The following is a 22,305-nucleotide window of genomic DNA, read 5'->3' as shown; positions in this document are numbered from 1 at the left end:
TTTAGCCCTCCTTGAACTGGCGCACGGCGTGCACCACACGGCGACAGCCGCTTTCATCACCGACAGTGATCCGCAAACCGTTCGGCAGGTTATACCCAGCGACACGGCGTACGATCAGACCCTGCGATTGCAGGTAGGTATCGCAGGCCTCGGCCTCTTCCTGCGAGGCAAAGCGCGCAAGGATGAAGTTCGCCATCGACACATCTGACGGGATACCCATTTCAGCCAAGGCATCCGCCATCCAGCTCCGCCAGCGGGCGTTATCCTGTCGGCATTTTTCGATATAGGCGACATCGCACACGGCGGCTTGCGCAGCCGCCAAGCCAGCCGCGCTCACGTTGAAGGGGCCGCGAATACGGTTCAGAACATCGATCACATGCGCAGGGCCATAGCCCCAGCCCACACGCAGACCACCAAGGCCGTAAATCTTTGAAAAGGTGCGGGTCATCACAACGTTGTCACGTTCATCAACCAAAGCCGCGCCGCCGTCATAGCCTTCGACATATTCGGCATAGGCTCCGTCAAGAACCAACAGTGCCTGTTCAGGAATCCCATCAGCCAACCGCGCAACATCTGCTTGGCAGATCATCGTGCCCGTTGGGTTGTTAGGGTTGGCCAAAAAGACGAGGCGCGTTTTATCAGTGCAGGCTGCTAGGATCGCATCCACATCGGTCACGCGCTCGTGCTCTTTCACCTCAACAGGTGTCGCGCCAGCAGCCAAAGCCGAAATGCGGTACATGGCAAACCCATGTTCTGTATGGATCACTTCGGTATTCGGCCCTGCATAGGCCTGACACAGGAACGCAATGATCTCATCCGATCCAGCGCCACAAATCACGCGCGCGGGATCCACACCGTGCACTTGCCCAATCGCTTCGCGCAGCTCGGCGTGATCGGCACTGGGATAGCGGTGCAATGCACGCCCCGCTGCCTCATAAGCCTTTAGTGCTGCGGGTGATGGCCCAAATGGGTTCTCATTCGAGCTTAGCTTGAGAACATTATCATGCCCAGCCACATGGGATGCCCCACCTTCATATAGGGCAATATCCATAATTCCGGGTTGGGGTTTAATCGCATTTGTCATCTTGCGGCCTTCTCCTGCTTGGTTCCTTTTAGCCAATCCTTAGGGCGGCAACCAGACGCGAATTGTATCGCATGCGCGCCAGCGCGCCGACCCTAAGCCCAAATAGAAAACGCCCCGCCGGATGATCCGGCAGGGCGTTCAAAAAGTCGAAACGTCTGGCGGCGAAGATTAGTTCTTCGCGTAGAATTCAACAACCAGGTTCGGCTCCATAACAACAGGGTATGGCACGTCGGACAGGCCTGGTGTGCGTACGAATGTCGCTGTCATTTTGGAGTGATCTACTTCCATGTAATCAGGAACGTCACGCTCTGGCAGCTGAGTAGCTTCAACCAGTGCAACCATCTGCTTGGAACGGTCACGTACTTCGATCACGTCACCTTCTTTAACACGGTAGGAAGGGATGTTCACCAGTTTGCCGTTCACGCGCACGTGGCGGTGGTTCACGAACTGACGTGCAGCGAATACTGTGGAAACGAATTTCGCACGGTAAACAACCGCGTCCAAGCGGCGCTCGAGCAGGCCGATCAGGTTTTCACCTGTATCACCTTTTACACGCTCGGCTTCGCCGTAGATGCGACGGAACTGTTTCTCGGTCAGGTCGCCGTAGTAGCCTTTCAGCTTCTGCTTGGCGCGCAGCTGGATACCGAAATCGGAAATCTTGCCCTTACGGCGCTGACCGTGCTGGCCTGGGCCATATTCGCGACGGTTTACTGGAGACTTTGGACGGCCCCAGATGTTTTCGCCCATGCGGCGGTCAATTTTGTGCTTGGCAGCTGTACGTTTAGTCACGGCTGTTCTCCTTCATATGGCCCCGAAGGGCGGTTAAAGGGCGTTGTCCTCTGGATTACTCCCGACAGGCATCCTCTTGCGAGGGCCACCAACACCAATAGAAGCCGCGCTTATACGGGGGATCGGCACAGAGTCAATGCGCGAAAACAGGAATTCGTGCAGGCAAGCTAACCGCCCGACGCATTCTACCTGAAACCCTATATTAACCACCTCTTTTTCTTTTGAGGTTTTGTTTACGCGATTCGCCGATACCAGACATGCATTCAAATACTTACCGGATGCGGTGATGATGTAGAAAGCAAAAAAATGATGATAAACTCTCTAAGCTCCCAATCTGGAGCAGCACAACTCATGACGCAAAAACTATCCGACACTCAGGGGCAGCAGCTCACTGGGATTCTGTCGGAATATGACGCGGAGAACCTCACCGAAGATGACGCGAAGAACATTGTATCCCAAATCGAAGAAGCTGGGATCAATGCGGGCTCTGCCCTCACCTCCGCGTTGAGTGATGCAGGGATCGACGCGAAAGAGCTTGGCAGTATGGCAGGTGTTGGCGGGGCTGGCAGGCCTAGCGGGCCTCCTCCTGGCGGGGGCGGTGGCCCACGCGGTGCTGGTGGACCACCACCAGAGGCATCTAACGGCATAGAAAGTGTCGATGAAACGATCGTTTCCCTCGTAACCGAGGCCGTGGAGGCCTATGAAACCTCAGAAGAGGCGGATTCGGTTTGGACATTGCTGGAAACCTCTCTTGAAGAGGCTGGCTATGACACTTCGGAAAACCTGATCGATTTTTATTCATAGAAACCGATCAAATCGTCTGGCCAATAAAATTGGCCGGACATACCCTCTATCCAGACACACCCTCAATCCAGACACGCCCCCCGCCCAGCGCGCGGGCCTCACGCCTCTTTTGCGGGATCGACCCGTGCCATGCCCGCAACAACCGCGTGACGTGGACAACCAACAAGATGATCATTCACCAACCCGCAGGCCTCCATCCACGCATAAACGATTGTGGGGCCGCAAAATTTGAATCCTGCCTTCTTCAGGTCTTTTGACACTTTCTCTGAGAGTTCCGTCTTTGGTGGCACATCAGATTGTTTTTCAAATTTGTTTTGAATTGGCGACCCACCCACGTAGTTCCACATGAATTTGTCAAAGCCGATATCCGCCTCAATCCGCTGCCAAGCTTTTGCATTGGTTATGGCCGCCTCGATCTTTCCTCGGTGACGAATAATACCAGCATTCCCCAGCAGGCGCTGCACATCCTGTTCACCCCATTCTGCTATGATATTTGGGTCAAACCCTTCAAATGCCTCTCGAAAAGCATCGCGCTTTTTCAAAATCGTGATCCAGCTCAACCCAGCCTGAAAACCATCAAGGATCAGCTTTTCCCACAATGCACGGCTATCGTATTCGGGCACGCCCCACTCTGTGTTGTGATAGTCGATGTATATCTTTTCGGGGCCAGCCCATTCACATGCGGTCATGATCTTAATCCTTTCGATTTGGATACATTTGGCACAAAATTCTTCCTTTAACATCTTATTAGGCGCTCATTGCCCAAAGTCTGCGCGAACTCTGGCGCCAAGCCACGAAACGCAAAGGATGCTCTCGTGAGAGGAAAAACGAAACGCCAAATGGCCGATATCCCCGTCGGAGGGTTGAGCCCGCTTGACCATGCTGTCTCGATCCAATCCAGCGACACAATGAAAATTGTAAAAGACGCGATCAGCCACGGGCAGACGATGCTTGCATTCCAACCTGTCATGCGAAGCGGTTCACGAGACACGATAGGATTTTACGAGGGTTTGATCCGCGTTCTTGACCCAACTGGTCGGGTGGTGCCTGCCAGAGAATTTATGGGGCGAATCGAAGATACCGAAACGGGGCGCGAGATTGATGTCCTTGCCTTGCGGCACGGGTTGCGCAGCCTAAAAGCAAACCCAAAGCTACGCCTGTCGATCAATATGTCTGCGCGATCAATCGGTTATCGTCCATGGATGGGATGTTTAAACCGTTTTCTCAGGGAAACGCCCCAAATCGGAGAGCGCCTTATTCTCGAGATCACTGAAAGCTCGGCGATGATGGTTCCCGAACTTGTCATCGATTTCATTCAACGCCTACAGCCGAAAGGCATTTGTTTCGCGCTGGATGACTTTGGCTCTGGGCAGATGGCCATTAAATACTTCAGCGAGTTTGATTTTGACATTGTAAAGATTGACGGCCGTTTCATTCGCGGACTGTCCGGATCACCTGATCAACAGGCGATTACCCGTGCGCTGAACGCTGTCGCGCGTGAATTCGGAATGCTGACAATCGCAGAATCGATAGAAAACGAACAGGACGCCAACCTTGCGACCCAAATCGGGATTGATTGCTTACAAGGGTATTATTTTGCCGCCCCAACTACGCAACCCGAGTGGCTTATTGATAAAAATTCTAAAAAAAGGGCCTAACGCCGCACGTCACCTCCCCTTCTTGCCGTGCCGCAACCCATGCGGTATCCAAAGATCACAAGGTGGGGGGAAGGATGCGGCACCTCGCATCAACAATCAAAATGTCCTCTGCCGTGCGTCATATCGAGAGGACCACATTCCATGACCAATATCGTTATCGCATCCGCCGCCCGTACTGCCGTAGGCAGCTTTGGCGGTTCGTTTGCCAATACCCCAGCCCATGATCTGGGCGCAGCCATGCTAAAAGAAATCGTGGCACGCGCCGGTGTAGATGCGTCTGAAGTTTCGGAAACGATTCTGGGGCAGGTTCTAACCGCTGCTCAGGGCCAGAACCCCGCACGTCAGGCGCATGTTAACGCTGGCCTGCCTATTGAATCGGCCGCTTGGTCCATCAATCAGGTTTGTGGCTCCGGTTTGCGTGCCGTTGCTTTGGCTGCGCAGCACATCCAGCTGGGCGATGCCGATATTGTCGCGGCAGGTGGTCAGGAAAACATGACCATGTCCCCCCACGCCCAAGCAATGCGCGCGGGCCAGAAAATGGGCGATATGAAGCTGATCGACACAATGATCAAAGACGGCCTGTGGGACGCGTTCAACGGCTACCATATGGGCCAAACCGCTGAGAACGTTGCTGCAAAGTGGGAAATCTCGCGCGATCAACAAGATGAATTCGCAGTCGCCTCCCAAAACAAAGCCGAAGCTGCACAAAAAGCAGGCCGTTTTGCCGACGAAATTTTCGCCTACACTGTTCCTGGTCGTCGCGGCGACACAATCGTTGATGCAGATGAATACATCCGCCACGGCGCTACAATGGATGCCATGGCGAAACTGCGCCCTGCCTTCACCAAAGACGGATCGGTCACGGCTGCAAACGCATCTGGCCTGAACGATGGCGCCGCCGGCGCATTGCTGATGAGCGCAGATAATGCTGAAAAACGCGGCATTGAGCCATTGGCACGTATCGCCTCCTACGCGACCGTTGGCCTTGACCCGACCATCATGGGCGCGGGCCCGATCTATGCCTCACGCAAGGCACTGGAAAAAGCAGGCTGGAAACCAGAGGATCTGGACCTTGTTGAGGCCAACGAAGCCTTTGCAGCACAGGCCTGTGCGGTAAACAAGGACATGGGTTGGGACCCTGAAATTGTTAACGTAAATGGCGGCGCAATCGCAATTGGCCACCCGATTGGCGCCTCTGGTGCGCGCATCCTCAACACCCTTTTGTTTGAGATGAAACGCCGTGATGCGAAAAAAGGTCTCGCTACCTTGTGCATTGGTGGCGGTATGGGTGTTGCCATGTGCCTCGAACGGCCCTAATAGAGATTGGGCGCGCAAGATAATTGCGCGCCCAAGCCAAACACCGCAACAACATTACCCGTAGGAGAATCATATGTCGCGCGTCGCACTTGTAACCGGAGGCAGCCGTGGGATCGGCGCAGCCATTTCAAAAGAGCTCAAAGAAAAAGGCTATACCGTCGCTGCAACATATGCTGGCAACGACGAAGCAGCCGCCGCTTTCACTGCAGAAACCGGCATCAAGACCTACAAATGGGACGTTGCAAACTACGACAGCTCCAAAGCTGGTATCGAACAAGTCGAAGCAGACCTAGGCCCGATCGAAGTTGTTGTTGCAAACGCGGGTATCACCCGTGACGCGCCGTTCCACAAAATGACACCAGAACAGTGGCATCAGGTCATCGACACCAACCTGACCGGCGTGTTCAACACCGTTCACCCGATCTGGCCAGGTATGCGTGAACGCAAATTCGGCCGCATCGTTGTGATCTCATCCATCAACGGTCAAAAAGGTCAGTTCGCTCAGGTAAACTATGCCGCGACCAAAGCTGGCGATCTAGGCATCGTGAAATCATTGGCACAGGAAGGCGCACGCGCCAACATCACGGCCAACGCAATTTGCCCGGGCTATATCGGCACCGATATGGTTATGGCCGTTCCTGAGAAAGTGCGTGAAAGCATCATCGCGCAGATCCCAGCGGGCCGTTTGGGTGAGCCAGAAGAAATCGCACGCACAGTAGCCTTCCTTGTTGCTGACGATGCAGGCTTTATCAACGGTTCCACGATCTCCGCAAACGGCGGTCAGTTCTTCGTCTAAAGCTAAACCCGATGGGTTTTGGAAATTCAAAGGGGCCAGAGGTTTTTCCTCTGGCCCCTTCTTTTATCCCGTAAGGCAAGGTGCACCTTGCCAGCGGAAATTGTCAGCGGCGCGCACCGCCACTTAACCACGAGACCATAGCCGCGATCATCCGGCCCCGTTCTGCATGGGCAAAATTCATGGCGGCTCTTGCTGCTGGATTTGTTGTGGCTTCAATCATCGCAAATCTCCTAATCGCTGGGCTGGCTAAGTTTTTCTGTATTGATGCCAATATGCACCCCACAAAAACTTCTTACAAACGAGACTTTTCACCACCTCAGATTAGTTTTACTTAAGTGATATGCCCAATCAGCTCCCTCCCCTAACCGCCTTACGCGCCTTTGATGCTGCTGCGCGCCACATGTCCTTTGCCCAAGCGGCGCTAGAGCTAAACGTGACCCCTGCCGCCTTATCCTTTCAGATCAAATCCTTGGAAGAGCACCTTGGCGCCCCATTGTTTCGTCGCCTGAACCGCGCGGTCGAACTTACCGAAGCCGGGCAGGCCTTGGCCCCAGGGGCCGCTGAGGGGTTTCAAACCCTTGCCACCGCATGGCACGCCGCCAAACGCACCCAAGACAAACAAACATTAACAGTCACCGCAGGGCCTGCTTTTACGGCTAAATGGCTGGCCCCTAGGCTGTTTGAATTTGCGCAGGCCCATCCCGAGATTGAACTGCGCTTTGCCGCGTCTTTGCAGCTCATGGATTTAAAAAGAGACAACGTTGACGTGGCCATTCGGTTTGGGCGCGACACACCTGATGATGTTTATGCCCTACCGCTGGCCCATGAATGGATCATGCCAGTGATGACCCCAGTGATGGCAAAACAATTCCCGACCGTCGAAAGCCTTCATCACGCGCCGATCATCTTTGATGACTCGATCACCTTTCTGGGGCCAAGTTTGGGCTGGTCTGCATGGTTCGAGGCGATGGGCTCGCCCTTTTCGCCGACTCAGGGGCCGCGGTTTTCACAGGCCGATCACGCGCTGGATGCAGGGTTAGCCGGTGCTGGGGTTGTTCTGGGGCGGCGCGCCATGGTCGTGAAAGATTTGGATGAAGGCAGGTTGGTCGCCCCCTTCCCTGTCGCCCTATCGATAAATGCAGGATTTAGCTTTCTTTGCTTAAAGGGGATGGAAACGCGCCCCCAGATAGCCGCATTCAAAGATTGGATACTGGACGAAATCGAAAAGGTAGCGCATATCACTGAAAACCTTACCATTCTTCAGGTGCCCGAGAAATGAACAAGACAACTGCAACCGGTATCGGCTTTATCGCTGTTCTGCTTTGGGCGCTGCTGGCGCTATTCACAGTTGGCTCTGCGCCCACCCCGCCGCTTTTGCTGAATGCCCTCAGTTTTGGGATCGGTGGTATTGTCGGGCTGATCTGGGCTGTTGTCACGGGCAGCGTGGCGCAAATGCGGGCGGTGCCACTGCGCGTCTATATCTTTGGCGCGCTTGGGCTTTTTGCCTATCATTTGCTGTATTTTTACGCGCTTCGCCTGGCCCCCGCCGCCGAAGCTGGCCTCATCGCCTATCTTTGGCCCCTGCTGATCGTTGTCTTTTCGGGTCTTCTTCCATCTGAAACCTTGCGCGCAGGTCATGTGATCGGCGCCGTCTTGGGCTTTGCCGGGGCGGCACTGATCATAACCGGCGGGGGCGCTGGCCTGAGCGCTGAATACCTACCGGGCTATCTGCTGGCTCTTTTGGCCGCCTTCACATGGGCCAGCTATTCGGTTTTGTCGCGTTTGGTCGGCGATGCCCCAACGGCAAGCGTTGCCGTCTTTTGCCTCGCCACGTCTGCGCTTTCCTTGCCGCTCCACTTTTTGTTCGAAGAAACAATCCTACCCACAACCACCTTGGGATGGGCAAGCATCCTTGGCCTCGGGCTGGGGCCGGTTGGTTTTGCTTTTTATGTGTGGGACATCGGGTGCAAGCGGGGGGATATTCAGCTTCTCGGGACCAGCAGCTATTCTGCGCCCTTGCTGTCCACGCTTTTGCTGATTGTTGCGGGTATCGCCGCGCCAAGCATGACACTGCTATGGGCGGCGATCCTGATAACAAGCGGCGCATTGATTGCAGCGCGCGCTAGCTTTTCTTCTAAATAGTTAGTTTGACAGACGTGCGATTTCTTCTTTCAGTCGCATCTTTTGTTTCTTCATGTCGGCCACTTCCAGACCATCAATACCCGGCGCTCTTTGGGCTTGCTCAATTGCCTCGCTCATATCGCGGTGCTTCTTTTTCAACGTATCGAGATGTGCGTTAAGGGACATACTTCCTCCAGTTGTTAAAAGTGCAATTTCAGTGAAGCATGATCTTCGATCGAAGTCACGCCGCCTCGCAGCATAACTGTTACGGTGGTTAAGAGCAGGTTAACGACCGCTCAAAACCTCAACGCAGCACCACTTCTCAAGGCCTTACCCACCTCTGGGTTGTATTGATCACCATCTACATGATGGTCGCCGCGATGCAGAACCAAAGGGGCATTTAGGCGAAAATCTGCTCGGCCAGACTTGCGCGCGCGCATAATGACCCGCTCAGCAGAGCGCCCAGCCCGTGCAGCGATGGGCAACACTTCGATGCTGCCCATGTCACTGGGCAGCGCAGATAGTAGGTCAGGCAACCGTTCGGCGCGGTGAATCACATGCATATACCCTTTAGGCGCCAGCCGTTTGGCCGCGACTTGGATCCACAGCGCAAGCGCAGTTTGCTCCCCCAAAGCGGCTTCTTTTACAGGATTCCGCGCCGAGACAGACGCCTCGCGCCGCCAATAAGGGGGATTGGCAAGCACATGGTCAAATTGTCGCTGCCGTAAAGTCAACGGAAGCTCCGCAAGATCGGCCTGAACAACCTCCAGTTGTCCCGCGCCATTTCGGGCCGCCAGTTCAGCGTATTGCCGCTCTCTCTCGACGCCGGTCAGCACCAGATCAGGCACCCTTGCCCCTAGGCACAGCACAGCCGCCCCCACGCCACAGCCCAATTCCAGCACCCTTTGCCCCGAAACCGCAGGTATAGTGGCTGCAAGCAAGACAGGATCAACCCCCGCACGATACCCATCGCGGGGTTGCCACAGATGCAACAGCCCGCCCAGAAACGCGTCTCGGGTGAGGTTTGGCATGCTCATTTTCCCAAAGGGATCTCATTATCGCGCATCACACGCTCAGCCGCGTCAAGATCGTCAGGGTGCACCATCAGCCGGCGCGGGAAAATTCCGATGCCACCTTCGAGTATGCTCATATTTACGTCCATCTGAAAGCAGTCTATATCCTCGCCCTGCAATAGGGCCGAAGCAAAGGCGATGATCGTAGGGTCGTTGCTGCGCAAGAGTTCTTTCATGCCGATGATGTAATCTGGGGCCAGCCCCCTTGTCGAGCGCTAGGATGCGGTAAATGACCACTGAAATGAGCCAAAAACCCCATGATCGCCTTGCAGCTGCCCTCAGCGATGAGATGGCCGCCGTGAGTGCCTTGATCCGCGAACGCATGTCTTCCGAACACGCGCCGCGTATCCCAGAGGTCACCGCTCACTTGGTCGAGGCTGGCGGCAAGCGCTTGCGCCCCATGCTGACCCTCGCTGCTGCTGCTCTGTGTGGCTATGACGGGCCATACCATATCCATCTGGCCACCACGGTTGAGTTCATTCACACCGCGACCTTGCTGCACGATGACGTTGTCGACGAAAGCAACCAGCGTCGCGGCCGCCCGACGGCAAACCTGCTGTGGGATAACCAATCTTCTGTCTTGGTTGGCGACTACCTTTTCGCGCGCAGCTTTCAATTGATGACCGAACCGGGTTCGATGCGGGTCATGCAAATTCTTTCCAACGCAGCAGCCACCATCGCCGAAGGCGAAGTGCTTCAGCTAACCGCGGCGCAAAACCTTGCAACGGACGAAAGCGTCTACCTGCAAGTTGTGCGCGGCAAAACTGCTGCCTTGTTCTCTGCGGCAACCGAAGTCGGCGGAGTTATTGCTGACGCCCCCCAAGAGATCGTGACAGCCCTGTTTGATTACGGCGATGCGCTGGGTATCTCGTTTCAGATTGTGGACGACCTACTGGATTATCAGGGCCAAGAAGACGCCACAGGCAAAAACATCGGTGACGATTTCCGCGAACGCAAACTAACCCTGCCAGTGATCAAAGCTGTTGCCCTTGCCGACGACGAAGAGCGCGCCTTTTGGACCCGCACGATCGAGCGTGGCAAACAAGAAGACGGCGATCTGGAGCATGCGATTGCGCTGCTGAACAAGCATGGCACCCTCACCGCGACCCAAGCAGATGCTTTGGCGTGGGCGCAAAAGGCAAAGTCGGCGCTCGCCCCGCTGCCTGCCCATGACATCAAAGACATGTTGATTGATCTGGCCGATTACGTGGTGAGCCGCATCAGCTAAGCACACGGCCCGCTGCGACCCACCAATCGGGATGCGCTGCCGCAACACGCTTTGCCGCTGGCTGCGCTTTACCTGCTTCAAACAGGCCAAAACACGTCGCACCTGAGCCCGACATACGGGCCAGCTGCGCACCACTCAGCGCGCCCAAGACATCATCAATCTGGGGCGCGATTTGGCGCGCAGGACGTTCCAGATCGTTACGCTGTTGGGCCAGCCAGTCACAAAACACCTCAAGCGAGTCAAACCTTGGCCACGCCTCGGGCATTGGCTGATTTTCTTTACAATCCAAGGCATTGAAAACAGGGCCAGTCGGCACCTCAACCTTTGGGTTGATCAATAGGATATCCATATCAGGGAGCGGTGGTAACTTGGCCAGATCATCGCCAATGCCTTGCATCCGCTGGGGTGAGGCGCTGAGGCAAACGGGCACATCAGCCCCCAGACTAGCTGCCCCTTCATCCCCCCCAAGGGTGCGAAGAACCGCCGCAGCATCTGCCGATCCACCGCCAATGCCTGCGCCGTGCGGCAGGTTCTTTTCCAGATTGATCCTGCCCGTCCACCCTGCCAGTTCAGCAGCTTGCCAAACAAGGTTGCGGTGATCTGTCGGTACACCATCTGCAAATGGGCCAGAGACCTCGATCCGCATATCTGGGCCGCTCTCAAACCACAGCCTGTCGCCAATATCAGCAAACACCACCAGACTATCCAGCAGATGATAGCCATCCGCCTGCTGCCCCGTTACATGCAGCGAAAGGTTCACCTTGGCCGGCGCGAAGGCATTATTCGTCACTGGCAACCTTTAGCGGATCAGCGCCTTCTTCTTGCAGCACAACGTCCAATCCGACCTCTAGCTTGCGCCGAATACGATCTGGATCTGCTTCGGTATCGGTTTTGGTGAACTCGACAAAGGACAATGCACGGCGCCATTGGAAGAGGGCCTCGCGGTTGCGGCCAACAGCCCAATACACATCCCCCAAGTGATCGTTAACAACGGGGTCCACTGCCTCCAGCTCAACCGCGCGTTCCATCTGGGTGACGGCTTCGTCATAGCGGCCTAGGCGGTAATAGACCCACCCCAAGCTATCCACGATATAGCCGCTGTTCGGGCTGGCCTTTACGGCGCGCTCGATCATATCCAGCGCCTCGTCCAGCTTGCGCTTTTCCTCAACGAGCGAATATCCCAGATAATTCAGAACCTGAGGCTGATCCGGATTGATCTCTAGTGCCGCGCGAAAATCTGCCTCGGCCGCGACACCCTCGCCATCCTGCGAAAAAGCTATCCCGCGACTAAACAGCAGATACCACTTGCGCTGATCCCCGTCCTTGGTGAGCTCTAACGCTTGGCTATAAGCCGCAATGGCGGCCTGATCTTCGTCCTGAGCGCGCAGCGTATCCCCGAGAGTCGAGTGCACAACGGCCATCTCGCCGTGGGTGCGGGTCAACTGGTTCAAAACCTCAATCGCCTGATCTGCCTTTTCCAGACGACGCAGCGCAGCCGCACGGCCCAATTCGGCCACGTGATAGGCAGAGTTTTCGGCCCCAACACCACGGTATTCATCAATCGCCAACTCGTATTGGCCCAAATCTTCCAGCAGACCCGCAGACATCAACAATGCATCAATGTGATCGGGCCGCAGATACCGCGCGACGCGCGCGTATAGCAACGTGTAATAGTCGCTGGCCCGTTCCGCCCGCAACAATGCCGCGAATGTATAAAAGACTTCGGCCAGCCCTGCACGCGCTGTTGGCGCATGGGTAAAGGGCACTTTTTCACCCGCATTAAAGCGCGCGATGAGCATATCCAATTCAGGATCGGTAGAGCCATTAAACGTATTTGAGATCAGCGCGACCGCCTCTTCGTTACGATCAAGCTGCGAAAGGATCTCGGCGCGGGCCAAAACACCGCGCCGCGTGCGTGCCGCTGCGCCAACAACACCGCTATCGAACACCGCCTCAGACTCGGCGTAGCGGCCAACAGTTGCCAAGGCCAAAGCACGGTGAAAGGAAATGATCCCTTCCATGCCGGAATCCGTTGAAATGCTGTCGAATTGCTTCATCGCGGCATCCACATCATCCGCGCCAATCAAGGCCCATGCCTTGACCAACCCATCCAACCACGGGCTAATCCCGTCTGATTGCACTTCTTGCTGGGCCAGCTCTTCGAATTTCCCGTCGGCGGCCAAGCCAGCCGTAATCACCATACGCGCCGCTTGCGAGTTCTGCCCCGCCGCGATGATCGCCTTGCCCAACGGCACTGCCCGCTTCACATCGCCCAAGGCGAGGTAGGACAGCGTAGCATTGTCCATCAGCTCAACATTCTTGGGGTCGCGCGCCAAGGCAGAGGCGTAATATTGAGCAGCCAAAGCATAGTCATTGTTGACCGAGGCGCTGCGTCCGGCAAGGTAGGACCCCGCCAAAGACTGTGCGTGTGAATAGCTGGGAACAGCCACAGAAAGGGTTAGCCCAAGGGCTGCCGCGCTTACAGTTGTCAGGAAATTTCGCATATGCTTTTGCCTCGTTCTTTTGACCGATAGGCTAGCATGTTTACGCCGTGGCGCAATGGCGGCCCCCCACCTGAATAGGTGGGAAGCCGTAATAGTTGATCACATGTTCGGGTAGTTTGGCCCGTCACCACCCTGAGGCGTGGTCCAGACGATGTTCTGGCTAGGATCTTTGATGTCACATGTTTTGCAGTGAACGCAGTTTTGGAAGTTGATGACAAAACGCGTGTCTTTGCCCTCTTCCTCAACGAATTCGTAAACACCTGCTGGGCAATAGCGCGCTGACGGGCCTGCGAATTTCTCTAGGTTCACCCCTACTGGCACGGTGTCGTCTTTCAACGTCAGGTGCGCTGGTTGGCTTTCTTCGTGGTTGGTGAAGGAGAAGGCCACGTTTGTCAGGCGGTCAAAGCTGAGCTTGCCGTCAGGTTTGGGGTAATCGATCATTTTGTGATCTGCCGCAGGCTCAGTCGCTTCGGCGTCGGATTTGCCGTGCTTCAACGTGCCAATCAGCGAACCGCCGAACAATGTGTTGCACCACATGTCGAACCCGCCAATGGCAAGCGACGCGGTGAGGCCAAACTTGGACCACAACGGCTTTACATTGCGCACTTTGTACAGGTCTTTGCCGATCGCCCCTTCACGTACTTCTTTTTCGTAATCGGGCAGCTCATCACCCGAGCGGCCTGCTTGGATCGCGCTATAGGCGGCTTCGGCAGCTGCTTTGCCCGAGATCATCGCGTTATGGTTGCCCTTGATGCGCGGCACGTTGACCATGCCAACCGAACAGCCCAACAGCGCCACACCAGGTGCAACCATTTTCGGCATGGATTGGTATCCACCCTCGGTGATCGCACGGGCACCATAAGCCACGCGTTTACCGCCCTTTAGCAGCTCTGCAACCATTGGGTGGTGTTTGAATTGCTGGAATTCCATATAAGGGAATACATTCGGGTTCTTATAACCAAGGTGAACAACAAAGCCGACGTAAACCTGATTGTTATCAAGGTGATAAATAAAGGAACCGCCGCCCGCTTTTTTACCCAAAGGCCAGCCCATCGTGTGGGTTACAGTGCCTTCTTTGTGCTTGGCTGGGTCGATTTCCCAGATCTCTTTCATGCCAACGCCGTATTTCTGCGGCTCTTTGCCTTGGGCCAGATCGAATTTTTCGATGACCTGCTTGGAGAGGGAGCCCCGCACGCCCTCAGAGAGGAACACATATTTCCCGTGCAGCTCCATACCTGGCTCATAGCTGGGGCCAGGTTTGCCATCAGCGCCAAGGCCCATCTCGCCAGCAACCACGCCTTTGACTTCGCCTTTGTCGCCGTAAACGATTTCCGAGCACGCCATGCCCGGGAAGATTTCCACGCCCATTTCTTCGGCTTGTTCTGCCATCCAGCGGCAAACATTACCCATCGAAACGATGTAGTTGCCGTGGTTGTTCATCAATGGCGGCATGGGAAAGTTCGGCACGCGAACTTCGCCAGCTTCGCCCAGCATGTAAAAATTGTCTTCTTTCACGGGCACGTTCAGCGGCGCGCCTTTTTCTTTCCAATCTGGGATCAGCGCATCAAGGCCGCAAGGATCAAGAACCGCACCAGACAGGATGTGCGCACCCACCTCCGAGCCCTTTTCCAAAACAACAACGTTACAATCAGCATCCAACTGCTTTAGACGGATCGCCGCTGACAGGCCTGCAGGCCCCGCCCCAACGATGACAACGTCATATTCCATTGCTTCGCGTTCAATATCAGCCATATCAGGCGCTCCCTTCGCGTGAAAATCGGTTTTATTCGGGGTAACGGGTGGCACGCACCATTGCAATCACGACGAGGCGTTAAAACAATTCTAAACTGAATTTTTGACCAAAGTTTTCACAGTGAGCGCTAACGTCAGCAGATATGGGGCGATCCCCCATCAAATACCGCGGCCCCTGCCCGTTTTCCGCCGCAAGGTCCTTTGGATTATACAGCGCGCAAGCCTCAAGGCTAAGGCAGCCGCATCCAATGCAACCGTCCAGATTATCGCGCAGCGCTGTCAAAGCCGCAATCTGGGCATCCAGACCATCCCGAAAACCGCTGCTGATCTTGCTCCAATCCGATTTACTGGGTGCCCGCCCTTTTGGCAGCTGGTCCAACTGCTTGCGGATTTGGGGCAGCGTATATCCAAATTTCTGGGCAATCATCAAAAAGCTAAGCCGCCGCAAATCCGCACGGGCAAAGCGGCGCTGCCCGCCGGCATTTCGCCACGGGCTAATCAGCCCCTGACGTTCATAATAGCGAATAGCAGATACAGCGAGGCCTGTGCGGGTTGCCAATGCACCAATCGTCAATCCTTCGTTCAACGCCATAAATATCTCCAAAAAATTGCTTGACCTAAAGTTAGGTTTAGCAATTACATCAAAGGGCGTCACGCCAATAACCTCGAAAGGAAAACACTATGGCTGCGCAATTAGAACATGTGAATCTGACCGTCTCGGACCCTTTGGCAACCGCTGCATGGATGAAGCCCGTCTTTGGCTGGCATATCCGCTGGCAGGGCGAGGCCATCTCGGGCGGGTATAGCGTGCATGTCGGCACCGCCGATCAATACGTTGCAATCTATCGCCCCGAGGGCGATCTGACCCCCGCGCCCAAAAGCTATAACAACATTGCAAGGCTAAACCACATCGCAGTGGTTGTCAGCGATTTGGAGGCTGTCGAAGAGGCCGTTCGCAACCAAGGGTTTCGAATGGGTGAGCATTATGACTATGAACCCGGTCGCCGCTTTTATTTCTATGACCCTGACGGTATCGAGTTCGAAGTCGTTCAATACGACTAAACCCTTAACATTCGGCGAAACCACGCCACCAAAAATGCCTTATCTGCTTGCATTTGGTGTATAACTTCGGTCAGGTTATGGCCAACGCAAACACGCGCCCCGATAGGTTTCGGGGCGCGCCTTAGTATCACGGACACGAACGCAATGGAAAAGATCCCCATGACACGCGGAGGGCACACCGCCCTTGAGACGGAATTGAAGCACCTCAAAACCGTTGAGCGCCCTGCAATCATCACAGCGATTGCCGAGGCCCGCGAGCACGGCGACCTGTCCGAAAACGCCGAATACCACTCGGCCAAGGAAAAGCAGTCGTTTATCGAAGGGCGCATCAAAGAACTTGAAGGGGCGATTTCCCTTGCCGAGGTGATTGACCCGGCCAAATTGTCCGGCACAATTAAATTCGGTGCCAAAGTAACTTTGGTTGACGAAGATACCGACGAAGAGAAAACCTATCAGATCGTTGGCGAATACGAAGCCAACATCGAGGCTGGCTTGCTCAACATCAAATCCCCGATCGCGCGTGCGTTGATCGGTAAGGATGAGGGTGACAGCGTCGAGGTCCGCACCCCCGGTGGGGTTAGATCCTATGAGGTTCTAAAAATCGTTTATGCCTGATCGGAACCCAGCACATGTCTGATGCCCCTCTTCCCGAACAGCCGGCCCGCCCGCCAGCAAGCGTCGCGAAAGCGCGCGCAGGCAAAGCTGCGACTGCGCGCCCGACGCCTTTGGGCATCTACGACAGGGCGCGATCTGACGGGGTTTCCAGCATCGAAATTATCGCGGTGGCTCTTTCCGCTGTGTGGCTGTTGGGCTGCCTGATCTTTTTTGTTTTCATGCCCCAAGCCCCCGCTGCCGAGGGGCAAGGCGGCCTTCGGTTCCTCATGACCATGCTCGCTGTGTTTATGCCTGTGGCTATGATCTGGGTTGCCGCAACTGCCGCGCGGGCCAGCCGCGTCATGCGGGAAGAAAGCCAGCGCCTGCAAGCGGCGATTGATGCAATCCGTCACGCCTATATCGCGCAACAACAAGGTGGTAGGCTCACCTCCGAACCCTCGGTGAACCGTAAGCTTGACGAGATTGCAGCAGCCACCCGCAAAACCGAAACGGCGCTTGCGACGTTTTCCACCCGCCGCGAAGAAACGCCTCGTACCGCGCTGCCTACAACCGAAGCTGCTCCTGTTCAGGATCAACCTGCTCTCGAATTGGGCACCCAAAGCGTTGACATGGCCCCCCCTGTCGAAGGGGATGACCTGATCCGCGCCTTGAACTTTCCTGAAACGGCCGAAGACGAAGCAGGCTTTGCCGCTTTGCGCCGCGCAATGAAGGATCGCAATGCTGCCCAGCTCATCCAAGCGGCCCAAGACATCCTGACGCTGCTGAGCCAAGACGGCATTTACATGGACGACCTGCGCCCCGACCGCGCCCGACCAGAAATCTGGCGGATGTTTGGGCAGGGCGAGCGTGGCCGCCCCATCGCGGCACTGGGCGGTATCCGTGATCGCTCTTCCCTAGCGTTGACGGCTGGGCGGATGAAGCAGGACCCGATCTTTCGCGATACTGCGCACCATTTCTTGCGCCGCTTTGACAAGCTGTTTGCGGATTTCGAAAAAGTCGCCTCTGACACCGAGATTTCCGCATTGGCGGACACACGCACAGCGCGCGCGTTTATGTTGCTGGGCCGTGTGGCGGGAACATTTGACTAAAGCCCGACGGGTTTAATACCCAAAACTGGCATAAGGGATAAACCGCACAGGATCGCCTATGCGAATATCCCTTCCCTCTTCTTCCAGTTCGACCAGCCCCTCAGCCCAGCTTAACCCGCTGATCCGCCCAGACCCCTCCGAGGCAAAAACCTCGGCTTGCCCGTTGCGAATGCGGGCACGCAAGAACTCGCGGCGGCCCGCCTTTTTGCTCTTTTCAAACGCTGCAGGAACCTCAAACCCTTGCGGGGTGCTCCAATCCCCGCCAGAGAGCAAGGCCAAGGCGGGGCGCGCAAAAACCAAGGTACACACCAGCGCAGCAACGGGATTACCCGGCAGGCCAAAAACCGGAACGCCCTGCCACATACCCAACGCCAAGGGCCGACCAGGTTTGATTGCGATACGCCACAGCGCCATGGCACCAGCCTTGTCTAACAGGGCCGACACGTGGTCTTCGTCCCCCGCCGAGGCTCCGCCGCTGGTGATGATGACATCAACCTTTTCCGCCGCCGCATCCAGCATCGCCTTCAACATCTCGCGTTGGTCAGGCGCACGGCCCAGATCAACGGCCCGATGTCCCAAACGCGCAGCAAGGGCCAATAACATCGGGCGGTTCGCATCATAGATCTGCCCCTCTCCTGCGGTTGAGCCAACCTCGACCAGCTCATCACCCGTAGACAAAACACCCACGCGCAGAGGATTGCGTACTGCAACCTCAGAAACACCAGCAGCCGCTAATAGCGCCAAATCAGCAGGTGTGATGTGCCGCCCTTGCCCAAGCACAACATCACCAACTTTGACGTCCTCACCGGCTCGGCGGGTATTGGCACCCTGCTTTAGCGCCCCCTGAAAAATCACATGACCATCAGCCACAGAAACATCTTCTTGTAAGATAACGGTATCAACCCCGTCAGGCAGCGCCGCCCCCGTCAGCACACGAATGGCTTGCCCTTCTGGAACCGAAACAGGGGCATCCCCTGCGGCTGCACGCCCTGCGACCAAAGGAAGCCGGTGTTCACCCTCCTGCCTGCCACCTGAAAACCCGTACCCATCTACCGCAGTATTCGGCAGCGGCGGGTTTGCGCGCTTTGCTTTCACATCATCAAATGAAATCCGCCCACAGGCCTGCGCGAGGGGGACCACCTCGGAAGAGGTGACGGGGGCCAGCCTTTCCCGCAACATGGCCAGCGCTTCCTCAACAGGTGTCCAATGAACCCCTTTGGGCAATGCAAAACAATCATTGCGCAGCGGAGCGGCTTTCGCAGATGGAGTTGAAGTCATTGCGCATCTCTTTCGTGCTCACTCTGCCACAGGCAACGCGTTTGGGAAGATTGAACGCCCCCCATCACAATCCCACTTCCGACAGAATAAAATCCGCCACAGCGACCGTATCATCCAGATCAAAAACAAGGCGATCAATGTCTAGCGGCGTATCACTGGCCACTGCCCGAATGGTTGGGTCTTCTGGCGCGATCAGCGGGTTTCCGGTAACGGCACGATGGGCCTCGACCTTTGGATGGGCATCCCGCTTATAGCCTTCGACCAAGACCAGATCGACAGGGGAAAGCTGCGCCAATAGTTCTTCTAATGAGGGCTCGGGCGCGCCGCGCAATTCGTGCATCAATGCTATGCGATTTTGCGATGCCAGCAACACCTGCGATGCCCCTGCCTCGCGGTGGCGGTAGCTATCTTTGCCTGCGTGATCCACATCAAAACTGTGGTGGGCATGTTTGACCGTAGAGACAGAAAACCCACGTGTCGTGATCTCAGAGACCAAACGTTCCATCAGCCCTGTTTTGCCTGCGTTTTTCCAACCAACGACACCAAAAACTCTCATAACATTGCCTCAGCGGTTTCCAAATCTAATGGGGTGTTTACATTAAAGAATGCAGCTTCTTGCGGGAACATCGCCTCGCGTCCGCTATGCGCATCGGTCCATAGAACCACCTTTCGCAGCCCCCCCGCCAAAGCCTTGCGCAAATCCTCCCGAAGGGCGACAGGCCAAAGACCAAAGGTAGGATGGCGCGCGCGCGCGCGTTTTTCATCAGGGGTAACGGCCAGAACCAGTGGATGCTCCATCCCTTCCGAGGCCAGCAAAAGCTGGGGCACCAGATCACAAGGGAAAAAGGGCGTATCAGCCGCAGCCGTCACGATCGTTTCAGCCCCTTGCTCTGCCGCCCAGTCCAGTCCAGCCAAAACACCTGCCAACGGCCCAACGAAACCTTCAAAACTATCAGCAATCACTGGCATCCCGAAAGGCGCAAACCGCGCGGCATCACCATTCGCATTCAGCGCGATATCAGCCACTTGCGGTTCAAGACGCCCCTGCACACGTGACAAAAGCGTCTCTCCGCCGAGTTCCAGCAGCCCTTTATCGCCACCGCCCATTCGGGTTGCCTGCCCCCCCGCAAGGATCACGCCAAGAGGTTGTTTCATCTTGAGGTCTCCACCCAATTTTTCACATCTATTTCAAACGCTTCAATCTGTTCTGAAGATGCAAACGCCGCAAATGGGATCGCAGGCCGATTTCCACCGAACCACAAAACAAATGCCAGCTTGGAACGCCCAAGCCCCTCAACCGCGGACCATTCTATTGTGGATTGGAAGTGATCCGCTTTGGTTGTGATGCCCGACGCATTTATGGTCATCTCGACCTCGCCTTGGTTCGCACGCGTTGCCAACAGCTGCCGCACCATGGTCGGCAAGGTGACCAACAAAGACCCGAAAATAGCAAGGTATGACAACGCCAACCCGACCAAAGAGCTCCAATGCAGAATGGTTGCCCTATCGGTAAAAATATCCGTCACAAAATATCCAAGCGATATCCCCCCAAGGACCAGCAACAGGCAATGAAGCAGTCGCAACATATTGCTGGCCTTCATGCCTTTGACCTGCTGCACGGGGGGCTTTAGCCGCAGAACAGACAAAAGTACCTTTGGCTCTGGCGTGAATTTCAGAACATAGGTGTTGCTCATGTTTTTGCGCCCATCCAGCTTTCCAGATCTTTCCGAAACTCTTGCGGTGAGGTCCCTTCGGGCAGCGCGGCATCGGGGAAGGTATAAACCAACGCCCCTGCCCTTAGTACGGTGGCGTCGACCATGGAAAAGGCTTCATCAAAGTAATCCCATGATAAATTGCTGTCAGAGACGCCAGAGCGGATCGAGATTTGTTCTGAAGAAATCACAGTGTGAATCTCACCTTCCCGATCCAACATAGAGTTCGCGAATTTAACCAGCTTTTGGCTAGAGACCCTGTGCGAGATAAGCCAAACACCAATGCCCAGATAAAACCCAACAAGCGCCGAAAACAACATCGGTACTGTCAAGACGTCAAGCCGCATCAAGGTGACGATCACCGCCAGCAAGGCCACAAAACCAAGCGTGAAAATAGCTGCGCGCCGCCATTTTTCGCCCTTGGTTTTATTTGGCTTGGCCCAGACAAACATTGCACGGCTTTGCATCTCTGGCGTTATCACATAGGAGAGTTCATATCGTTTCATTCGCTAGACTTTCGGCCAGAGCGTTTGGGTTCATCAGCGATGGCATTTGGGTCTGCATCCCGCAGCAGACGCTGTTCTCCGGCCAAACACATAAACCGCTTACCTTTCATCCGGCCAATCAGAGTCAGCCCCAGCTTTTGCGCGATCTCAACACCCCAAGCTGTAAAACCGGATCGCGACGCCAAAACGGGGATGCCCATCATCGCCGTTTTGATCACCATCTCAGATGTTAACCTGCCCGTTGTATAAAGAATTTTATCCTCTGCAGGGATGCCTTCGGACAACATCCAACCCGCAATCTTATCCACCGCATTATGTCTGCCAACGTCTTCCATATAGACCAAAGGGCGGTCCCCCGCGCAAAGCACGGTGCCATGGATCGCGCCCGCCTGCAGGTACAGGCTGGGCGTGCGATTAATCTTGGATGACAACGCATACAGCCATGAGGTGCGCACAGATGTATCGGGCAGGGTCACGTTCTCTAGCCCCTCCATCATGTCGCCAAAAACTGTTCCCACCGCACAACCGCTTGTTCTGGTTTTGCGGCGCATCTTGTCTTCGTAATCGGTTTCGCGCGCCGTGCGCACCACAACCGTTTCCAGCTCTTCGTCGAAATCGACGCCCGTGATTTCATCCTCTTTGCTCAGCATGCCCTGATTGCGTAAAAAACCCAGCGCCAGATAATCAGGATAGTCACCAATCGTCATCGCGGTCACGATTTCCTGACTGTTGAGGTAAATCGTCAACGGCCGCTCTTCGACCACATTGATCTGCTGCTCGTCGCCATTGTGATCTGTCCCGATCACAGGGCGCGTCAGGCGCCGCGCGCTCGGGTCAGGCGCTATCAAATATTCCGATAGATCATTCAGTTCAGCCAATTGCACCCTCCTCGGCAACCCGTTACGCATGAGCGACAAT

General features: G+C 55.6%; 26 protein-coding genes. 10 read left to right on the top strand and 16 right to left on the bottom strand.

From position 1 onward, the window contains the following. Position 1: 1 nt before the first annotated feature. Both hisC and rpsD read right to left on the bottom strand, forming a co-directional pair. Positions 2-1,084 (bottom strand): histidinol-phosphate transaminase, encoded by a 1,083-nt coding sequence (gene hisC, locus Z948_RS0111335; RefSeq protein ID WP_025059683.1) that lies wholly within the window; start codon positions 1,082-1,084, stop codon positions 2-4. Between the two features lie 168 nt (positions 1,085-1,252). After that, entirely contained in the window at positions 1,253-1,873 is a 621-nt protein-coding gene (gene rpsD, locus Z948_RS0111330; protein ID WP_025059682.1) for a 30S ribosomal protein S4, read from the bottom strand. 351 nt (positions 1,874-2,224) lie between these two features. Here rpsD and Z948_RS18465 point away from each other — a divergent pair, with 351 nt between their 5' ends. Next, a complete protein-coding gene (locus tag Z948_RS18465) occupies positions 2,225-2,677 on the top strand; it encodes a hypothetical protein (RefSeq protein WP_052033189.1) in 453 nt (150 codons plus the stop codon). 98 nt (positions 2,678-2,775) lie between these two features. Here the strand turns inward: Z948_RS18465 and Z948_RS0111320 are convergent, their stop codons facing one another. Further along, positions 2,776-3,366 (bottom strand): DNA-3-methyladenine glycosylase I, encoded by a 591-nt coding sequence (locus Z948_RS0111320; protein WP_025059680.1) that lies wholly within the window; start codon positions 3,364-3,366, stop codon positions 2,776-2,778. Between the two features lie 150 nt (positions 3,367-3,516). Here Z948_RS0111320 and Z948_RS0111315 point away from each other — a divergent pair, with 150 nt between their 5' ends. The 5 genes from Z948_RS0111315 to yddG all read left to right on the top strand — a co-directional run bounded on the left by Z948_RS0111315 (position 3,517) and on the right by yddG (position 8,590). Continuing rightward, entirely contained in the window at positions 3,517-4,335 is an 819-nt protein-coding gene (locus Z948_RS0111315) for an EAL domain-containing protein (protein ID WP_037952228.1), read from the top strand. A 141-nt stretch (positions 4,336-4,476) separates the two neighbouring features. Continuing rightward, positions 4,477-5,652 (top strand): acetyl-CoA C-acetyltransferase, encoded by a 1,176-nt coding sequence (locus Z948_RS0111310; protein WP_025059678.1) that lies wholly within the window; start codon positions 4,477-4,479, stop codon positions 5,650-5,652. A 73-nt stretch (positions 5,653-5,725) separates the two neighbouring features. Continuing rightward, entirely contained in the window at positions 5,726-6,448 is a 723-nt protein-coding gene (gene phbB / locus Z948_RS0111305) for an acetoacetyl-CoA reductase (RefSeq protein WP_025059677.1), read from the top strand. 340 nt (positions 6,449-6,788) lie between these two features. Beyond that, the gene (gcvA, locus tag Z948_RS0111295; protein ID WP_025059676.1) at positions 6,789-7,727 is read left to right on the top strand and encodes a transcriptional regulator GcvA; all 939 of its coding nucleotides are present in this window, start codon (positions 6,789-6,791) and stop codon (positions 7,725-7,727) included. Then, positions 7,724-8,590, top strand: a complete 867-nt coding sequence (gene yddG, locus Z948_RS0111290) for an aromatic amino acid exporter YddG (RefSeq protein ID WP_025059675.1) — start codon at positions 7,724-7,726, stop codon at positions 8,588-8,590. Before gcvA ends, yddG begins: the two co-directional genes overlap by 4 nt. Here yddG and Z948_RS18760 read toward each other — a convergent pair whose 3' ends face one another. The 3 genes from Z948_RS18760 to Z948_RS0111275 all read right to left on the bottom strand — a co-directional run bounded on the left by Z948_RS18760 (position 8,591) and on the right by Z948_RS0111275 (position 9,818). Then, a complete protein-coding gene (locus Z948_RS18760; protein WP_081784058.1) occupies positions 8,591-8,755 on the bottom strand; it encodes a YdcH family protein in 165 nt (54 codons plus the stop codon). A 110-nt stretch (positions 8,756-8,865) separates the two neighbouring features. Then, complete coding sequence (locus tag Z948_RS0111280; RefSeq protein WP_025059674.1) at positions 8,866-9,600, bottom strand: tRNA1(Val) (adenine(37)-N6)-methyltransferase; 735 nt, start codon at positions 9,598-9,600, stop codon at positions 8,866-8,868. Positions 9,601-9,602: 2 nt separating this feature from the next. Next, positions 9,603-9,818, bottom strand: a complete 216-nt coding sequence (locus Z948_RS0111275) for a putative signal transducing protein (RefSeq protein ID WP_025059673.1) — start codon at positions 9,816-9,818, stop codon at positions 9,603-9,605. A gap of 53 nt (positions 9,819-9,871) precedes the next feature. On the opposite strand from Z948_RS0111275, the gene Z948_RS0111270 reads away from it, so the two are divergent. After that, a complete protein-coding gene (locus tag Z948_RS0111270; RefSeq protein ID WP_025059672.1) occupies positions 9,872-10,870 on the top strand; it encodes a polyprenyl synthetase family protein in 999 nt (332 codons plus the stop codon). On the opposite strand, the gene Z948_RS0111265 is transcribed toward Z948_RS0111270, so the two are convergent. From Z948_RS0111265 to soxR, 4 genes are all read right to left on the bottom strand, one after another. Next, complete coding sequence (locus tag Z948_RS0111265) at positions 10,863-11,660, bottom strand: 4-(cytidine 5'-diphospho)-2-C-methyl-D-erythritol kinase (RefSeq protein WP_037952225.1); 798 nt, start codon at positions 11,658-11,660, stop codon at positions 10,863-10,865. The two genes, Z948_RS0111270 and Z948_RS0111265, sit on opposite strands and share 8 nt — an antisense overlap. Then, entirely contained in the window at positions 11,650-13,374 is a 1,725-nt protein-coding gene (locus tag Z948_RS0111260; RefSeq protein WP_025059670.1) for a tetratricopeptide repeat protein, read from the bottom strand. The genes Z948_RS0111265 and Z948_RS0111260 overlap by 11 nt, the downstream gene beginning before the upstream one ends. A 99-nt stretch (positions 13,375-13,473) precedes the next feature. Then, positions 13,474-15,126 carry an electron transfer flavoprotein-ubiquinone oxidoreductase gene (locus tag Z948_RS0111255; RefSeq protein ID WP_025059669.1) on the bottom strand — a complete coding sequence of 551 codons (1,653 nt, stop codon included), beginning with the start codon at positions 15,124-15,126 and terminating at the stop codon, positions 13,474-13,476. 79 nt (positions 15,127-15,205) lie between these two features. Next, the gene (gene soxR / locus Z948_RS0111250; RefSeq protein ID WP_025059668.1) at positions 15,206-15,718 is read right to left on the bottom strand and encodes a redox-sensitive transcriptional activator SoxR; all 513 of its coding nucleotides are present in this window, start codon (positions 15,716-15,718) and stop codon (positions 15,206-15,208) included. A gap of 89 nt (positions 15,719-15,807) precedes the next feature. Between soxR and Z948_RS0111245 the strand changes: the two genes are divergently transcribed. From Z948_RS0111245 to Z948_RS0111235, 3 genes are all read left to right on the top strand, one after another. Further along, positions 15,808-16,188, top strand: a complete 381-nt coding sequence (locus Z948_RS0111245; RefSeq protein WP_025059667.1) for a VOC family protein — start codon at positions 15,808-15,810, stop codon at positions 16,186-16,188. A gap of 144 nt (positions 16,189-16,332) precedes the next feature. Then, positions 16,333-16,803 carry a transcription elongation factor GreA gene (gene greA / locus Z948_RS0111240; protein ID WP_025059666.1) on the top strand — a complete coding sequence of 157 codons (471 nt, stop codon included), beginning with the start codon at positions 16,333-16,335 and terminating at the stop codon, positions 16,801-16,803. A 14-nt stretch (positions 16,804-16,817) separates the two neighbouring features. Then, the gene (locus Z948_RS0111235) at positions 16,818-17,891 is read left to right on the top strand and encodes a hypothetical protein (RefSeq protein WP_025059665.1); all 1,074 of its coding nucleotides are present in this window, start codon (positions 16,818-16,820) and stop codon (positions 17,889-17,891) included. Between the two features lie 12 nt (positions 17,892-17,903). Here Z948_RS0111235 and Z948_RS0111230 read toward each other — a convergent pair whose 3' ends face one another. The 6 genes from Z948_RS0111230 to Z948_RS0111205 all read right to left on the bottom strand — a co-directional run bounded on the left by Z948_RS0111230 (position 17,904) and on the right by Z948_RS0111205 (position 22,295). Further along, a complete protein-coding gene (locus Z948_RS0111230) occupies positions 17,904-19,169 on the bottom strand; it encodes a molybdopterin-binding protein (RefSeq protein ID WP_025059664.1) in 1,266 nt (421 codons plus the stop codon). A gap of 64 nt (positions 19,170-19,233) precedes the next feature. Next, entirely contained in the window at positions 19,234-19,725 is a 492-nt protein-coding gene (gene mobB / locus Z948_RS0111225) for a molybdopterin-guanine dinucleotide biosynthesis protein B (RefSeq protein ID WP_025059663.1), read from the bottom strand. Then, positions 19,722-20,324, bottom strand: a complete 603-nt coding sequence (mobA, locus tag Z948_RS0111220) for a molybdenum cofactor guanylyltransferase MobA (protein WP_025059662.1) — start codon at positions 20,322-20,324, stop codon at positions 19,722-19,724. Before mobA ends, mobB begins: the two co-directional genes overlap by 4 nt. Continuing rightward, positions 20,321-20,863, bottom strand: coding sequence for a YcxB family protein (locus tag Z948_RS0111215; protein WP_025059661.1), 543 nt, complete (start codon positions 20,861-20,863; stop codon positions 20,321-20,323). Before Z948_RS0111215 ends, mobA begins: the two co-directional genes overlap by 4 nt. After that, positions 20,860-21,387 (bottom strand): hypothetical protein, encoded by a 528-nt coding sequence (locus tag Z948_RS0111210; RefSeq protein WP_025059660.1) that lies wholly within the window; start codon positions 21,385-21,387, stop codon positions 20,860-20,862. The genes Z948_RS0111215 and Z948_RS0111210 overlap by 4 nt, the downstream gene beginning before the upstream one ends. After that, on the bottom strand, positions 21,384-22,295 hold the full coding sequence (locus Z948_RS0111205; protein WP_174416586.1) for a formate dehydrogenase accessory sulfurtransferase FdhD: 912 nt from the start codon (positions 22,293-22,295) through the stop codon (positions 21,384-21,386). The genes Z948_RS0111210 and Z948_RS0111205 overlap by 4 nt, the downstream gene beginning before the upstream one ends. Positions 22,296-22,305 lie beyond the last annotated feature (10 nt).

It is taken from the genome of Sulfitobacter donghicola DSW-25 = KCTC 12864 = JCM 14565, assembly GCF_000622405.1.
Lineage (GTDB): Bacteria > Pseudomonadota > Alphaproteobacteria > Rhodobacterales > Rhodobacteraceae > Sulfitobacter > Sulfitobacter donghicola.
The sequence above is the reverse complement of the archived record's forward strand: the minus strand, read 5'-3'. Positions and strand labels throughout refer to the sequence as shown.

Bases quoted from the DNA above. Each gene is read 5' to 3' on its own strand.
- yddG (WP_025059675.1), top strand. From the start codon at position 7,724: ATGAACAAGACAACTGCAACCGGTATCGGCTTTATCGCTGTTCTGCTT.
- mobB (WP_025059663.1), bottom strand. From the start codon at position 19,725: ATGAGAGTTTTTGGTGTCGTTGGTTGGAAAAACGCAGGCAAAACAGGG.
- Z948_RS0111230 (WP_025059664.1), bottom strand. From the start codon at position 19,169: ATGACTTCAACTCCATCTGCGAAAGCCGCTCCGCTGCGCAATGATTGT.
- Z948_RS0111245 (WP_025059667.1), top strand. From the start codon at position 15,808: ATGGCTGCGCAATTAGAACATGTGAATCTGACCGTCTCGGACCCTTTG.
- Z948_RS0111215 (WP_025059661.1), bottom strand. From the start codon at position 20,863: ATGAGCAACACCTATGTTCTGAAATTCACGCCAGAGCCAAAGGTACTT.
- Z948_RS0111280 (WP_025059674.1), bottom strand. From the start codon at position 9,600: ATGCCAAACCTCACCCGAGACGCGTTTCTGGGCGGGCTGTTGCATCTG.
- hisC (WP_025059683.1), bottom strand. From the start codon at position 1,084: ATGACAAATGCGATTAAACCCCAACCCGGAATTATGGATATTGCCCTA.
- Z948_RS0111205 (WP_174416586.1), bottom strand. From the start codon at position 22,295: ATGCGTAACGGGTTGCCGAGGAGGGTGCAATTGGCTGAACTGAATGAT.
- Z948_RS0111255 (WP_025059669.1), bottom strand. From the start codon at position 15,126: ATGGCTGATATTGAACGCGAAGCAATGGAATATGACGTTGTCATCGTT.
- mobA (WP_025059662.1), bottom strand. From the start codon at position 20,324: ATGAAACAACCTCTTGGCGTGATCCTTGCGGGGGGGCAGGCAACCCGA.
- phbB (WP_025059677.1), top strand. From the start codon at position 5,726: ATGTCGCGCGTCGCACTTGTAACCGGAGGCAGCCGTGGGATCGGCGCA.
- Z948_RS0111210 (WP_025059660.1), bottom strand. From the start codon at position 21,387: ATGAAACGATATGAACTCTCCTATGTGATAACGCCAGAGATGCAAAGC.
- Z948_RS0111320 (WP_025059680.1), bottom strand. From the start codon at position 3,366: ATGACCGCATGTGAATGGGCTGGCCCCGAAAAGATATACATCGACTAT.
- soxR (WP_025059668.1), bottom strand. From the start codon at position 15,718: ATGGCGTTGAACGAAGGATTGACGATTGGTGCATTGGCAACCCGCACA.
- Z948_RS0111235 (WP_025059665.1), top strand. From the start codon at position 16,818: ATGTCTGATGCCCCTCTTCCCGAACAGCCGGCCCGCCCGCCAGCAAGC.
- gcvA (WP_025059676.1), top strand. From the start codon at position 6,789: ATGCCCAATCAGCTCCCTCCCCTAACCGCCTTACGCGCCTTTGATGCT.
- Z948_RS0111270 (WP_025059672.1), top strand. From the start codon at position 9,872: ATGACCACTGAAATGAGCCAAAAACCCCATGATCGCCTTGCAGCTGCC.
- Z948_RS0111310 (WP_025059678.1), top strand. From the start codon at position 4,477: ATGACCAATATCGTTATCGCATCCGCCGCCCGTACTGCCGTAGGCAGC.
- greA (WP_025059666.1), top strand. From the start codon at position 16,333: ATGGAAAAGATCCCCATGACACGCGGAGGGCACACCGCCCTTGAGACG.
- Z948_RS0111260 (WP_025059670.1), bottom strand. From the start codon at position 13,374: ATGCGAAATTTCCTGACAACTGTAAGCGCGGCAGCCCTTGGGCTAACC.
- Z948_RS18465 (WP_052033189.1), top strand. From the start codon at position 2,225: ATGACGCAAAAACTATCCGACACTCAGGGGCAGCAGCTCACTGGGATT.
- Z948_RS18760 (WP_081784058.1), bottom strand. From the start codon at position 8,755: ATGTCCCTTAACGCACATCTCGATACGTTGAAAAAGAAGCACCGCGAT.
- Z948_RS0111275 (WP_025059673.1), bottom strand. From the start codon at position 9,818: ATGAAAGAACTCTTGCGCAGCAACGACCCTACGATCATCGCCTTTGCT.
- Z948_RS0111315 (WP_037952228.1), top strand. From the start codon at position 3,517: ATGGCCGATATCCCCGTCGGAGGGTTGAGCCCGCTTGACCATGCTGTC.